Genomic DNA, 14,755 nt, shown 5'->3' with positions numbered 1-14,755 from the left:
CGGAGTGACGGGAAATGTTGGGATGACTTGCTCCAATCTGGTCGAGCTGCTGGGCGCAAGAGCCAACGAGAATGCCTTGGGAAAAGGATACGTTTTTCTCGGCGACGGCGAAATCGAAAACGGCCGGCTGACGTTCGCCGATCTAGACCGGCGGGCCCGCGCCATCGCCGCCCGCCTTCAGGCCCTGGGTATGGTCGGGGAGCGAGCGGTGCTGCTGTATCCGCCGGGGCTTGAATATATCGAGGCCTTTTTCGGCTGCCTGTATGCCGGAGCCATCGCGGTGCCGGCTTATCCTCCGACCCGCCAGCATCTGCCGCGCCTCCAGGCCGTGATGCGCGATGCCGCACCCGCCGCCATCATGACCACGGCGGAACTCGCCGCAAAATTCCGGGATGAATTCGTGGGAGGCGCGCTGCGCGCCGCGTCGAACTGGCTCGCTACCGATACCGTGGCTTCGGACGAAGCCGGGTGTTGGCAGGCGCCCGTACTCGCGCCGGAAAACATCGCCTTCCTGCAATACACCTCGGGTTCCACCGGCGACCCCAAGGGCGTGATGGTGAGCCACGGCAATCTGCTCGCCAACCAGGAGGCCATCCGGCAAAGCTTCGGACACACCGAGCGCTCGACCGTGGTCGGCTGGCTGCCCCTGTATCACGACATGGGCTTGATCGGAAACATTCTCCAGCCGCTTTATGTCGGCTCTACCGCCGTCCTGATGCCGCCCATGGCCTTTCTGGAGAAGCCGGTACGCTGGCTGAAGGCCATTTCCGAATTCCGGGCCGCGACTTCCGGCGGTCCCAACTTCGCTTACGATCTCTGCGTTCGCAAGGTGACGGCCGAACAAAAGCGCGACCTGGATCTCAGCGCCTGGACATTGGCCTTCAATGGGTCCGAACCGGTACGCGCCGCGACCTTGGAGCGTTTTGCCGGCGCCTTCGCCGAATGCGGCTTTCGCCGCGAAAGTTTCTTTCCTTGTTACGGTCTGGCCGAGGCTACGCTGTTTGTAACAGGAGCGAGGCTAGAAACCGGAGGCGTGAGGCTGGAGGAAACAAAGGCCAAACCCAAGATCGGCGATTCCTCAAGCCTCAAGTCTCCAGCCTCCAGCCTCGTTTCCTGCGGCTTGCCCACGGATCGCCATATTGTCCAAATTGTCGATCCCCATACGGGAAAACCGTGCCTGCCGGGCCGGGAAGGCGAAATCTGGGTCTCGGGTCCCAGCGTGGCGCAGGGCTACTGGAACCGCGCCGAGGAATCCGAGAACACCTTCAGGGCGAGGCTAGAGGCTCTAGACCATAGACTTCGGACTAGCGGAATCCGGCCTATGGACTCTGGCCTAAAGCCTGAAGCCTCATTTCTCCGCACCGGCGACCTGGGATTACTCGACGACGGCCGGTTATACGTTACCGGGCGTATCAAGGACCTGATCATCATCCGAGGGCGGAACTATTACCCGCAGGACATCGAGCACGCACTGACTGACAGTGTGGATGTCCTGCGTCCCGGAGGCTGCGCCGCATTCTCTGTGACCTGTCAGGACGAGGAAAAGCCGATCCTGGTCGCGGAACTGACCCGCGAAGCCATACGGAAGGCCGATTACGAAGCGATTTTCGCATCCTTGCGGAGCACCCTGGCCGAGGCTTGTGAATTGACGGCCGCCGAACTGGTTCTCGTCCAGCCCGGCGGCGTTCCCAAGACCTCCAGCGGCAAACTGCGCCGCCAAGCCTGTAAGCAAGCGTACCTGGAGGGTGCTCTACCGGTGTTGGCGCGGTCGGACGACCCGAAGGAAGGGGGCGCGCAGCTTGCCGGGCAGGACAGCCCGGCTACTTCGGGTGGAATGAGGAAGGCGAGCGAACGCAAGGCGACGCCGCAGGAATTCCAACTCCAACTTCTGCAGGAAGCCTTGTCCGTCGTTCCTCACCCGCAGCGCGCCGCGCTGATCGCTCGTTTCCTCCGGACCAAGATCGCCCATCTGCTGAAGATCGAGGAATTCGCCGTATCCATGGAATCGCCGCTGCGAGCGTCGGGCCTCGATTCCCTGAAGGCCGTCGAACTCAAGCACACGGTGGACGAATTATTGGGCATCGAGGCCCCGTTGACGCTATTCCTGTCCGACCGGTCGGTGGTGGAAGTGGCTGAAGCTCTTGCCTGTCAGGCTGAAGGTTTGAGGCTGGAGGCTGTAGGAAATGACAAGGAACAGGCAATAGTCTCCGTTTCCTCAAGTCTCGAGTCTCTAGCCTCGAGCCTTTCTTCGACCCAGTTTTCCATGTGGACGATGCAACACATGGAACCGAACAGCATCGTTTACAACCTGCATCTAGCCTTGCGCATCGAGAACGGCGCCGACGCGGAAGCCTTGCGGCGATCCTTCTACCGCCTGGCGGAGCGGCACGAAATGCTGCGCACGGTTTATCGCAACGAGGGCGACGAGGTCTTTCAGTCGGTATTGCCGCTGGCCGACCTGCCCGACTTCTTTACTGCCGTCGACGCCGCGGTTTGGTCGGAATCCGAACTTCAAGACGACATGGCGCGGCGCATCCGCGAACCCTTCGACTTGGCGCACGGACCGGTCTTGCGGGTGGTCCTCTATCGACATGGAACCAAGACTCCAGACTTCAGGCTCAAGACTTCGGATGTCCAGGAACCTATAGCCCATAGCCTAGGGCCTCAAGCCTCTCCGCATACCCTCCTGCTTTGCGCCCACCACATCGCCCTGGACCTTTGGTCGGTGCTCGTGCTCGTCGACGAGTTGAGAAAAATCCGTTCGGAATTGGGTGAGACGGTTCCAGGGCCGAGCTTGTCCCCACCGGCTTCCAGCTATGCTGAATTCGCGGCCTGGCAACGGAACTATCTGGAAAGTCCGGCCGGCAATGCCGACTGGGATTACTGGCGGCAACGGCTTTCCGGAGAACTCCCGATCCTCGCCCTGCCCACTGACCGTGCGCGGCCTGCGGTACCGAACTACCGCGGCGCTTCGGTAGCGGTTCGCCTGAGCCGGGAGGAAACCGACAGGCTAAAGGATTTCGCGGCGCGGAGCGGCGTCACCCTGTTCACCCTATTGCTCGCGGCGTACAAGGTCCTGCTCCATCGCTACACCCGTCAAACCGACCTGATCGTAGGCGTTCCCACGGCCGGGCGCAGTCAGGCCCGACTCGCGTGCGTGGTGGGCAACTTCGTCAATCCGGTGCCGCTGCGCAGCCAGCCCGCCGCCGACAAGCCTTTTTCAGTTTATCTGGCGGAGATACACGACGCTTTATTGGGTGCTCTAGAACATCAGGACTATCCGTTTTCCCTCATGGTGGAACGCCTGCATGTCGAGCGCAACGCCGATCACTGGCCGGTCTATCAAACCCTATTCGTGCTGCAGCAGGCGCAAGCGAATATCGGAAGCGAACTGGCGCAGCTCGCTCTGGGGGAAAACGGCGAGATGTCGGTCGGGAACGATTGGCCAGTGCGCCCCCTGGCCATCAGGCAGCGCATAGAGCGGTTCGATCTCAAACTGATGGCGGCCGAAGATGGAGCCAGCCTCCTGCTGTCCTTCCAATACCGCACCGATCTTTTCACGGAACGGACGGTTTCCCGGATTGCCGATCATTTCCGCAATCTCTTAGAGGCTGTGGCGGCGAATCCCGCAACAAGTATCGGCGGCTTGAGGCTGTTCGGCGAGCAGGAGCGAAATCACCTGTTGGACCAGGCCGTTGGGCCGGAGATGCCGCTTCCGGAAGAACCGTGCATTCATCGGCTGTTCGAGCTGCAGGCGGCCAACACCCCCGATCTTCCGGCCGTGGCGTGCAAGCAGCAACGCCTGAGCTACCGCGAATTGGATGCGCTCGCTTCCCGTTGGGCGCGTCATCTGATATCGCTCGGAAGCGGGCCCGGTCGCCGGGTCGGCATTTGCGTCGAACGTTCCTCGAACTTCGTGACCGCCATCCTGGCCGTGCTGAAGACAGGCGCCGCCTACGTCCCGCTCGACCCCGCCTTCCCGGCGGAACGCGTGGCCCGCGTGCTGGCCGACGCCGGCGTCGGCCTATTGCTGACGCAGACCGGCTTGAACGCTTCCTGCCATTTTCCCGCCATCGTCCGGCTCGATATGGATCTATGGCCGGAAGGACCGGAACCGGCGCACGACGATCCGCACCCTGCGATGACGCCGGACCATCCCGCCTATGTGATCTACACATCGGGGTCGACCGGACAATCCAAAGGCGTCGTGGTTTCTCACCGGAGCCTCGCTAATTACACCCAGCTTATTGCCGGGCAGATTTCCGCGATCGCCGGATTTCGTTACGCAATGGTATCTACGCCCGCGGCGGATCTCGGCAATACGGTCCTGTTCGCTTCCCTCGTTTCCGGCGGATGTCTGCATGTATTCGACCAGGATGCCGCCACGGATGGGCGCGTGTTCGCCGACTACATCGAACGCCAGCCGATCGACGTGCTGAAGATCGTGCCCTCTCATCTCGCGGCCCTCCTGGATTCGGCCGAAGGCAGGACCATCGCGCCTCGACGGGCGTTGATTTGCGGCGGCGACGTGCTCACCTACGATCTGGTCGGCCGGATCATCGCCCAGCGTCCGGAATGCCTTATCTTCAATCACTACGGCCCCACGGAGACCACGGTCGGATCGCTGATTCTTCCGATTGAACCGGACGTGCGGGAGAGCGGGGCAAGGGAATCGGTACCGATCGGCCGCCCGATCGCCAACAGCCGGGCCTATGTTCTCGACGGCAATCTCGAACCGGTGCCGAACGGTGTCGCCGGCGAGTTGTACATCGGCGGCGCGGGGCTGGCCCAAGGGTATCTGAATCGTCCGGACCTGACCGCCGAACGCTTCGTTCCCGATCCGTTCGGTGCAGGCCCCGGCGAGCGCCTGTACCGGACCGGCGACCTCGTGCGTCGGAGAGCCGACGGCCTCGTCGAATTCCTGGGGCGCGCTGACCATCAGCTCAAGATTCGAGGCTTTCGTATCGAGCCGGGCGAGATCGAGGCCCGCCTGCGGACCCATCCCGAAGTGCGGGATGCCGTGGTGACGGCCTGGGAAGACGAACGCGGAGTCAAACGTCTTGCCGCGTACATCGTATCCAGCGGCGACGAACCGGACCCGGAAGCCCTGCGTGTCCATGTCCAAATCGCCCTGCCGGACTACATGGTTCCGGCGGCCTTCGTGTTCCTGGACGGTTTGCCGCTGACTCCCAACGGCAAGCTGGATCGGAGGTCCCTGCCTAAGCCTGATCCTTCCCGTCAATTGACGCGCCGATACGCCGCACCCCGAAACGACGCGGAAGCCCGGCTGGCTGCCATTTGGGCCGAGGTGCTGCGCATCGACAGGGTCGGCATCCACGATAACTTCTTTTCGCTGGGAGGGGATTCCATCCTCAGCATACAGGTGGCGAGCCGCGCTCGGCGGATCGGCTTGAACCTGGCGCCGCGGCAGATTTTTCAGCACCAGACAGTGGCGGAATTGGCGCTGGCGGCGGAAAGCGCGGCTCCGTTCGAGGCCGAGCAAGACATTATCGAAGGACCGGCTCCTCTAACGCCGGTCCAGCAGAAATTCTTCGCCCAGGATCTCGCGAATCCGCATCACTGGAATCAATCCCTGCTGTTGGACATGCTGCATCCGTTCGACCCCGGCCTGATGGAGCGCGCCGTGGAGCAACTGGTGTTCCATCATGACGTCTTGCGGCTGCGGTTTTCCCGCGACGCGGCGGCTTGGCGGGCCTGTTACGTCGGGAAAGAGCGGCAGCCCATGTTTCATCGGGAAGATCTGTCCGCTATCCCTGACGCGGCGTTCGAGGCCTTTCTTGCCGAACGCGCGGAGTATTGGCAGCGACAGATCGATCTCGGCGAGGGGCCCACGCTCCGGGCGGTCTGGTTCGAACTCGGGCGGGGACGCGGCGCGCGGCTGTTGCTGGTCATCCATCACCTGGCCATGGATATCGCGAGCTGGCGCATCCTGCTGGACGATCTCGTGCTCATCCACGACCAATTGGCCTCCGGCCACGCCGTGACCTTGCCGGCCAAAACGACCTCTTACCGGCAATGGGCTGCGCGGCTTCAGGACTATGCCGGAACCCTGGCGGGGGAGGGGAGAGCGCCATCCTGGTGGCACTCGCGGGAGGCTGCTGAAACGGCTTTGCCGGTCGATTGCGACGAAGGCACGAACACCGAAGCCGATGCCGCCGAGTATACGGTCAAGCTCTCCGAAAAACTCACTCGGGCGCTCATTCAGGAAGCCGGAGCGGCCTATCGGACCAGCGTTCAGGAATTGTTGCTCATCGCCGTCGTCAAAGGTCTTTCGGACTGGTCCGGCCTGCACCGGTTGCGGGTGGAGGTCGAAGCGCACAGCCGCGACAACGGCCCGTTCAGGGATTTGGATTTTACGCGGACGATAGGACGGTTCACGACCTCCTACCCGGTGACCTTCGATATCGATCCGGCGAACGCCACCGGAGGCATCATCAAGGACCTCAAGGAGCAGTTCCGCCGCCAGTCCGCATGGGGATTCGACTACACCGTCTGGCGCTGGCTCGGCGAAGGGCGGGAAAAAGGCTGTTCGGCGGATGCGCCCATCCTGTTCAATTATCTCGGCCACCTGGACCTCGGAACCGACGCCCACGCGTATTTCCGGCAATGCGCGCTGGCATCGGGCATCGCCCGCGCCTCGGCGAACCGCCGGACGCACGAATTGGCGGTCAACGCCGCGGTCAGCGGCGGGCATCTCCAACTGACCTGGATTTACAGCGCGGCGCGTTATGGCGGCTCGACCATCGCCCGCCTCGGCGACGCCGTGATCCAGGCATTGGAGACGCTGATCTCCCACTGTCTCGAACCCGGCGTGTCCGGGCTAACGCCCTCCGATTTTCCGCTGGCCAAGCTGTCCGCGCAGGAGCTCGACAGACTGCCTTATCCGCCGGGAAACATCGAGGATGTCTATCCGCTGGGGCCCATGCAGGAAGGCATGCTGTTCTATTCCCTGATGTATCCGGGATCGGGCATCTATCACATGATCGATCGCTACGAAATCGACGGGGATGTCGAAATCGAGGCTTTCAAGGCGGCCTGGCAGGAGGTCTTGGACCGTCACCCCATCCTCCGCACGTCCTTTCTTTGGAAAGACTATTCGAGTCCGCACCAGTGCGTGCAGAAGCACCTGGCGCTGCCGTTCGATTATCAGGACTGGAGAGGAATGGACCCAGTCGAACAGGAACGGCGGTTCGAGGCGTTGATCGAAACCGAGCTGAAAACGGGTTTCGATTTCACGGTGGCGCCTTTGATGCGGATACGCCTGGTCCGGTTCGGCGACCGACGTTACCGCTTCATCCGCAGCCATCACCACATTCTCATGGATGCCTGGTGCAAGTCCCCGGTTTTGTTGGAGTTCCGGGCGAACTATGAGGCCAAGGTAAAAGGAGAGCCCTGCCCGCCCAGGGAGGCCGCGATACCTTACCGGGATTACATCGGCTGGCTCGCGAAGCAAGACCCTGAGGCGGCGGCAAATTTCTGGCGGGAGTATCTTTCCGGGTTCACCGAACCCACGCCGCTGGTCGTGGACAAGCCGGTTCCGCCGGAAACAAAAGGCACGAGCCAGGTCCGGGATCGGGTGGCGCTGTTGTCCGAGGAAGACACCAAGGCGCTTCATGCTTTGGCGCAGCGTTGCCAAGTGACGCCGAACAGCGTCTTGCAGGCCGCCTGGGCGCTGATGCTGGCCCATTATTCGCGGTGCGACGAAGTCGTGTTCGGAGTGACTGTGGCCGGACGCCCGACCGATTTGCCCGGGGTGGAAACGGCGCTGGGATTGTTCATCAACAGCCTGCCGTTGCGGGTCAAGGTCAAGCCGGATCAGCCGGCCCTGGAATTCCTGCGCGAACTGCTGTACCACAATCTGGAGCTCCGCCAATACGAATACATGCCTCTGGTACAGATACAAGCTTTGAGCGAGCTTCCCAGAGGCCAGGCGCTCTTCCAGCACCTGTTCGTGTTCGAAAACGCGCCGGTCGATCCGACCTTGCGGGGTTCCAAGGACGTTTTGAACATCGTCGACGACAAGCACCGCACCCATTCCAATTATCCGATCAACGCGGTGCTGGTTCCTTCCCCGCGTTTCCACCTGCAAATTACCTATGACGTAAACCGTTTCGAACCGGCCGCCGTGGAACGGATGCTCGGGCATTTCAAGACCTTGCTGGAAAGCCTCATCCGCCATCCCGGCGCCCGCCTGGGCTCGCTCCCGATGCTGACCGAAAGCGAGCGCGGCGCAATCCTGGAGCAATGGAACCGGACCGATCATCCCTATCCCGAACCTCGGGACATCGTGGCCCGTTTCGAAGCGCAGACGGCGCTGGCGCCCGAGGCGGTCGCCGTCGCCTGCCGCGGCGAGGCATTGACCTATCGTGAACTCAACGCCCGCGTCAATCGCCTGGCTCACGCCTTGCGCGCCGCTGGGGTGGGCGCCGAGACGCTGGTCGCCCTGTTGAACGATCGCGGCATCGATTTCCTGGTGATGATGTTGGGCGTGTTCAAAGCCGGCGGCGCCTATCTGCCGCTCGATCCCGGCCATCCCGACGCACGCCTGACGCAGGTGCTGGAGGAAGCCCGCGCCGCTCGGCTGCTGGTTGGCAAGTCCTTCCGGGAACGGGCCGAATCAGTGTGCCGGACGGTCTCCCGGCGGCCGGCGCTGCTGGTACTGGACGAACCCGTGGCGCAAAGCTATCCGGCCACCGATCCCGAACGCCTGCACGGCCCCGGCAGCCTGGCCTTCACGATCTTCACGTCCGGCTCCACCGGAACGCCCAAGGGCGCCATGGTCGAGCACCGGGGCATGTTCAACAACCTGATCACCAAGGTTCCGACTTTGGGTTTGAGCGAAGCCGACGCCATCGCCCAAACCGCGGGACAGTGTTTCGACATTTCCGTCTGGCAGCACCTGACGGCTCTCGCATGCGGCGCTCGGGTCGAGATTTTCCCGGACGACATCGTGCGCGATCCCGGCCTGCTTCTCCGCCAAATCGCCGAACGCGAAGTCACCGTTCTGGAGGCGGTTCCGTCGATGATCCAGGCCCTGCTGGAAATGGCCGGGGGTATCGAGCTGCCGCGGCTGCGCTGGCTGATCGCCTGCGGCGAGGCGTTTCCGCCGGACCTCTGCCGGCGCTGGATGAAACGCTTCCCGCACGTGCGGGTGCTCAATGCCTACGGTCCCGCCGAATGCTCGGACGACGTTTCCTACTACGAGGTACCGGAAACGCTCGCAGAAACCGAAACGATCGTGCCGGTCGGGCGCCCCGTGGACAACACCCGGCTGTATCTTCTGGATGCCTGGCTCACCCCGGTTCCCGTGGGCGTGCCCGGAGAAATCTGCGTGGCCGGTATCCAGGTCGGGCGAGGTTACCTGCACCGGCCGGAAACGACGGCGGAAAAGTTCGTTCCGGACCCGTTCGGCCCTGTCGGCGGGCGCTTGTACCGCACCGGCGACCTCGGCCGTTACCGGGAGGACGGCGCCATCGAGTTTCTCGGACGCATCGACCACCAACTCAAGATTCGCGGGGCGCGGATCGAACCGGGCGAAATCGAGGCGCAGCTTCTCCTGCATCCGGCCGTGGAGCAAGCCGTGGTGGTGGCCCGAGACGACGGAGGCGCGGGCGGCAAACGTCTGGTGGCCTATGTCACGGAACGCTTGCCGTTTTCTCCCTCTCCCTCCGGCAACGGGCCGGATGCGCAACCCGGAGAAAATTTGGAGAGCAAGCCGAGTATCGCGGCTCGCGAGGAAACCGCGGACGGTCTTTCCCTGATCGACCAGTTGCGCGCCTATCTCTCGGCACGGCTTCCGAACTTCATGGTGCCATCGGTCTTCGTTCGCCTCGACGCCATGCCTCTCGGTAGCAACGGCAAAATCGACCGCAAGGCCTTGCCGGCGCCGGACGTCGCCGCTCAAAGGGAAGCGCGCTACGTGGCCCCGCGCACCCCTGCGGAAGAAATTCTCGCCGACATCTGGAAAGACGTATTGGGCCTGGATAGGGTCGGCGTCGAGGACAACTTTTTCGATCTCGGCGGGCACTCCCTCATCGCCGTACAAGTGCTGTCTCGGGTACGGACCGCTTTCGATGTCGAGGTTCCCCTGAGACGCGTCTTCGAGGCCTCCACCATCACACAGCTCGCCTTGGTGATCGAGGAATGCCTGATCGAACAACTCGAATCCCTTTCGGAAGAGGAAGCCTTGGCGTTACTGGAGGACGGATCATGAACTGAAGAAACACTGTAAGAAACCTTCCCGTGTGGGTAAAGGCATCTACTGAAGTCGTCGCCCCGGCATGGATTGCCGGGGTCCGGAAGCCAAGGACGGCAAAGGCCTCTTAACTCCTGTGCTCTGAATTCCGGCACGAATTCGCCCGGAGCCGAGTGATTCTGAGGTGTCATTCGACCAGCCTGCAGAAAGAAAAAATAACGATGAAAACGACCGATAACTTGAAATTTACTGGGGAAGACGTCCTGGCGATTAACAAGGATCGACAACAAGAAGCTGTCGCTCATCAAGGAGGGAATGGTGTTGAGACAGGTTCGAAGAATGGCCTGTGCCCAGGTGCCCTTACCCGCAAGAGTACGGCCATTGCCGCGGCTTTTGCGGCCTATGTTCCGCTTGCTTCCGTCGGCGCCGAGCCGCAGCCCGTCGGCAAGGCCACGACGACCGCTCAAGCGCCGATCCAATTCGACATTCCGGCGCAAGATTTGCCCCGCGCCCTGTCCGCTTTCACCGTGCAGAGCCGCGTCCAGGTTCTTTACGAAGGCGATGTCGCCGAGGGGCTGCGCAACGCCCCCCTCAAAGGCGCCTATACACCGGAAAAGGCCTTGAAAGTGCTGCTGAGCGCGGCTCCCGTTCAAGCCCGTTTCACCGGCCAACGGACGGTGACCCTGGAGCGCAAGCCAATCGCCGTTCAATCCGGCGGCGATGCAGCCGACGCCATCGCGCTCGGGAAAGTGACTGTCAGTGCGGGAGCGGAGGCCGATCCGAACGATCCCTACAACGAGGACTACGCCGTTTCCAAATCCTTCCCAGCCACCAAGACCGACACGCCGATCATCGAGACGCCGGTATCGATTCAAGTAGTGCCGAGAGCGGTGATGGAGGATCAGAAAACTACCAGGATTACGGATGCTCTGGAGAACGTGAGCGGCGTTCGAGCGCAATCCTCCCTCGGAGCGGGCACCGGCTTCATCGTTCGCGGATTTCGCAATCCCTTGACCTACCGCAACGGCCTAATGGCAGTCCCGAGCGGTTTCCGTTCCGAATTCGATACGGCCAATCTGCAAAGCGTCGAAGTGCTCAAGGGGCCGGCGTCGGTTCTGTTCGGACGCGCGGAGCCCGGCGGCTTGATCCATGTCACGACCAAGAGGGCGCTCGACATTCCTTATTACTCCCTGGAACAACGGTTCGGCTCGTACGACTTCTATCGCACCGAATGGGACGCTACCGGCCCGATCACCGACGACAAATCCTTGTTGTATCGCTTCACCGGCTCCTACCAGAACAACGAGTCGTTCCGGGATTTCATCTCCAATGACAGGATCATGGTTTATCCCAGCGTCACGTGGCGACCGACCGAGGCAACCGATATAACGATCAACATCGAGGGGCTCAATCAGGACTACCAGGCCGATTATGGCATCCCCGTCATCGGCAAGCGCCCGGCGAATATCCCCGTGAGACGTGCCCTCGGCGATCCCAACGATCCGTTGGACAATATTTCCAGGGTGTTGCTGGGTACCGAAATCAACCATCGGTTCAACGAAGACTGGGCCATCCATAACCGGTTCCTCGCCAACTTCGGCCATGGCGACGAAACCTTTCTCAACCCTGCACCGGCGTTCGGGAACGCATTGAATCCCGTTACCGGCATCCTTCAGCGCAACGTCTTTTTCCAGCGTTATGACAGCGAGGGCTACACTACCAACCTCGATTTGACCGGCAAGTTCCGGATCGGTCCAACCGACCACGACGTCCTGGTGGGATACGACTATTTCCGGTCCTTCACCAAATACCGCACCCAGGGTTTTTTCGACACCCCCGACCCGGCGCTGGCGATCAACATATTCAATCCTTCACCGAGTTATGGAATCGACAAGGCCGTATTCGACAGTGCCGTATTAGAGACGGAATTTCCGAACAACCGCTCGGTGATCAAAGACGAGTGGCACGGCGTTTATTTCCAGGACCACATCACCTTGTGGGACAAGCTGCATATCATGGGGGGAGGCCGTTACGACTGGATCGAAACGGGTAGAGGTCGGGGCAGCTCCTTCTCGGCTGCCGACAAAAACCTGCCGGACACCATCCGGAAAGACGACGGATTCAGTCCGCGCGTGGGCATTCTCTACCAGCCTTGGCAGTGGCTGGGAGTTTACGGTAATTGGACGACCTCGCTCGGCGCCAACAATGGGATATCGGCAACCGGGAGATCCTTTGATCCTCAAATCGGCGAGCAATTCGAAGCCGGAATCAAGACCTCTTTGTTCGAAGATCGTTTGCTCGCTACCTTGGCTTATTACCACATCACCAAGGACAACCTGCTTACCCCCGACCTGACGACGCCCGATCCCAACGACAGCGTGGCGATCGGCCAGCAGCGCAGCCAGGGAATCGAACTGGACGTAGCGGGGCGTATTACCGACAACTTGAGCATCATCAGCAGCTATGCCTTCACCGATGCCCGGATTACCAAGGACAACCGAGCCCTGAATGGCCAGATTAAGGGGTACGAGGGCAAGCGACTGAACAATGTGCCCGAGCATGCGGCAAGCCTATGGCTCAGATACGACCTCAACGGGTACGAAGCGCCGGACGGTTGGAGTTTCGGTCTAGGCGGCGTACTGGCGGGGCAACGGGAAGGCGATGTCGAGAATACCTTCCAATTACCCGGCTATGTGCGGATGGACGCCTTCGCGGCATACCGATTGAAGGTAGGGCCGACGCGCGTCACGGCTCAATTCAATATCCGCAACCTGCTCGACAAGACGTATTACGAGTCCACCGATCCGGATATCAATGTATCGCCGCGCCTGGGCGTTTATCCCGGCGCACCGCTGACGGCCATCGGTTCGGTGCGGGTGGAATTTTGATGTTCAAGTATTTGGATAGCTAAGACGACCCGAACACGCAATGCCGATGAGCCTCCTTGCAAACGTCCTTGAAAGAGAAGCTGGGCTTCAGAGCGGTGCGCGACGTCTCGGTCGCTCAAGGCGCGTGCAGGGTCTGGCTTAAGGTACACCGGTGGATCTGGGGTGAACCAGCAGAGGCGATTCAATCGGCCGGGAAAAGAGGATTGTGATGTGTAGTATCAAAACCATTTCTGCGCTCCCCGGCCATCCGGACCCGGTGGTATTGGAGCCTGACTTCAACCGGGTTCATGAAATCTTCGAGAAGCTAGCGGACCGGTACGGAAAACTTTTCACGGTTCAATTTGCGAACCGGCCGCTAGTAGTCGTCGCGAATGCCAATCAGATCAATTTCATTCTTCGCAAAAGGCCGGACCTTTTCGGCCCATATAGCAGGAAAAACAGAGTTCTCGAAACCATGAAAGTGGACGGAATCGAGGCTGCCGACGACCACGGCTGGAAACGTCAACGGGAAGTTATAGCGGCATCCATGGAATCCCGCCATATGGCCCAATATTTCGAATATATCAAGGCGGCTACCGGAGATTTGAAAAACCATTGGATCACTCATGGCGAAAACCTTTCGAAAATTGATTTGGAAGCGGAGATTTTGGGCTTCTCGATATCGGTATTTACATCGATGGTATTCGGCGATCTGACCGATATGCCAGTGGGCGAGCAAGAGGTCACGAAGAATATCTTACATAACCTGGTCCCCATTTTGGGCAGGCGCATCGATGCCTTACTGCCGCAAATGCATTTGGAAAGCTTCTCCGAAGACAATTATTTTGACGAGGACATAAGGGAAATCTTCAGAGCCGTTAAAAATGTCATTGCACGTAAAGGATCCCTTTTAAATGACACAAATGGGGCTGGCAACGCGGTGAGCATGGTCCGGCTTCTTATAGAAGCCATGAAAGAAAAGGGTTCTGATATTCGCAATATAAAACTCATCGAAAATATTCTGTTGATAGTCCTGGCCTCCGAACCCACTACAGCGAATACCCTGCTCCGGGTGCTCTTCTGCATTGCCAAAGACCCCCAGGTCCAAAGGGACATTCAGGACGAAGTCGATGCTGTACTAGGCAATGGCGGCATTATCGAGGACATTGAAGATATCAAGAAGCTCAAATGTATCGACGCCGTTATTTTAGAGACGATGAGAACGTCGTCGGTATCCCGCCTCGCGATCGTGGAGGCCAAGGCGGATTTGGTAATGGACGATGTCGAGATACCCGCTGGAACTCCGTTGGTATTGCTGATCGCGCGTTGCGCTCTGGACGATGAAAATTTTCATCAGGCCAGGGTATTTGATCACCGGCGATGGCGCAGCGAAACCAAAGTGGAATCTTCCAAACATAACGGAAAAGCCTTTTTGGGTTTCGGCTCGGGGCCGCGTTCATGTCCGGGAAGAGGTTTGGCCATGCTGGTTATCAAAAGCGCCTTGGCGATGATTTGCGGAAATTTCCAAATCCGACTGTCACCCGAAAAACAGCCTGGCGATAAAACCGGTTTCAACGATAAGCCGCTGTCCTTTGGTCTTACTATCGAAATTCGCGATAGGCGTCATGACGTCGCGCTTTAGAAAAGATTAAACCTATTGCTGTACGAAAAA

The 14,755-nt window shown here is 60.3% G+C and carries 3 protein-coding genes; all 3 read left to right on the top strand.

Features of this window, described 5'->3' with window-relative positions; genetic code table 11:
• The first annotated feature begins 22 nt into the window (after nt 1-22).
• The 3 genes from ACR2R1_RS11375 to ACR2R1_RS11365 all read left to right on the top strand — a co-directional run bounded on the left by ACR2R1_RS11375 (nt 23) and on the right by ACR2R1_RS11365 (nt 14,725).
• Nucleotides 23-10,234 (top strand): amino acid adenylation domain-containing protein, encoded by a 10,212-nt coding sequence (locus ACR2R1_RS11375; protein ID WP_434110170.1) that lies wholly within the window; start codon nt 23-25, stop codon nt 10,232-10,234.
• A 203-nt stretch (nt 10,235-10,437) separates the two neighbouring features.
• The gene (locus ACR2R1_RS11370; RefSeq protein WP_434110168.1) at nt 10,438-13,104 is read left to right on the top strand and encodes a TonB-dependent siderophore receptor; all 2,667 of its coding nucleotides are present in this window, start codon (nt 10,438-10,440) and stop codon (nt 13,102-13,104) included.
• A gap of 208 nt (nt 13,105-13,312) precedes the next feature.
• On the top strand, nt 13,313-14,725 hold the full coding sequence (locus ACR2R1_RS11365) for a cytochrome P450 (RefSeq protein ID WP_156880230.1): 1,413 nt from the start codon (nt 13,313-13,315) through the stop codon (nt 14,723-14,725).
• The last annotated feature ends 30 nt before the right edge of the window (nt 14,726-14,755 follow it).

It is taken from the genome of Methylocaldum sp. GT1TLB (assembly GCF_051027445.1).
Lineage (GTDB): Bacteria > Pseudomonadota > Gammaproteobacteria > Methylococcales > Methylococcaceae > Methylocaldum.
This window is presented reverse-complemented; position numbering and strand designations above follow the sequence as displayed.

Bases quoted from the DNA above. Each gene is read 5' to 3' on its own strand.
- ACR2R1_RS11370 (WP_434110168.1), top strand. From the start codon at position 10,438: ATGAAAACGACCGATAACTTGAAATTTACTGGGGAAGACGTCCTGGCG.
- ACR2R1_RS11365 (WP_156880230.1), top strand. From the start codon at position 13,313: ATGTGTAGTATCAAAACCATTTCTGCGCTCCCCGGCCATCCGGACCCG.
- ACR2R1_RS11375 (WP_434110170.1), top strand. From the start codon at position 23: ATGACTTGCTCCAATCTGGTCGAGCTGCTGGGCGCAAGAGCCAACGAG.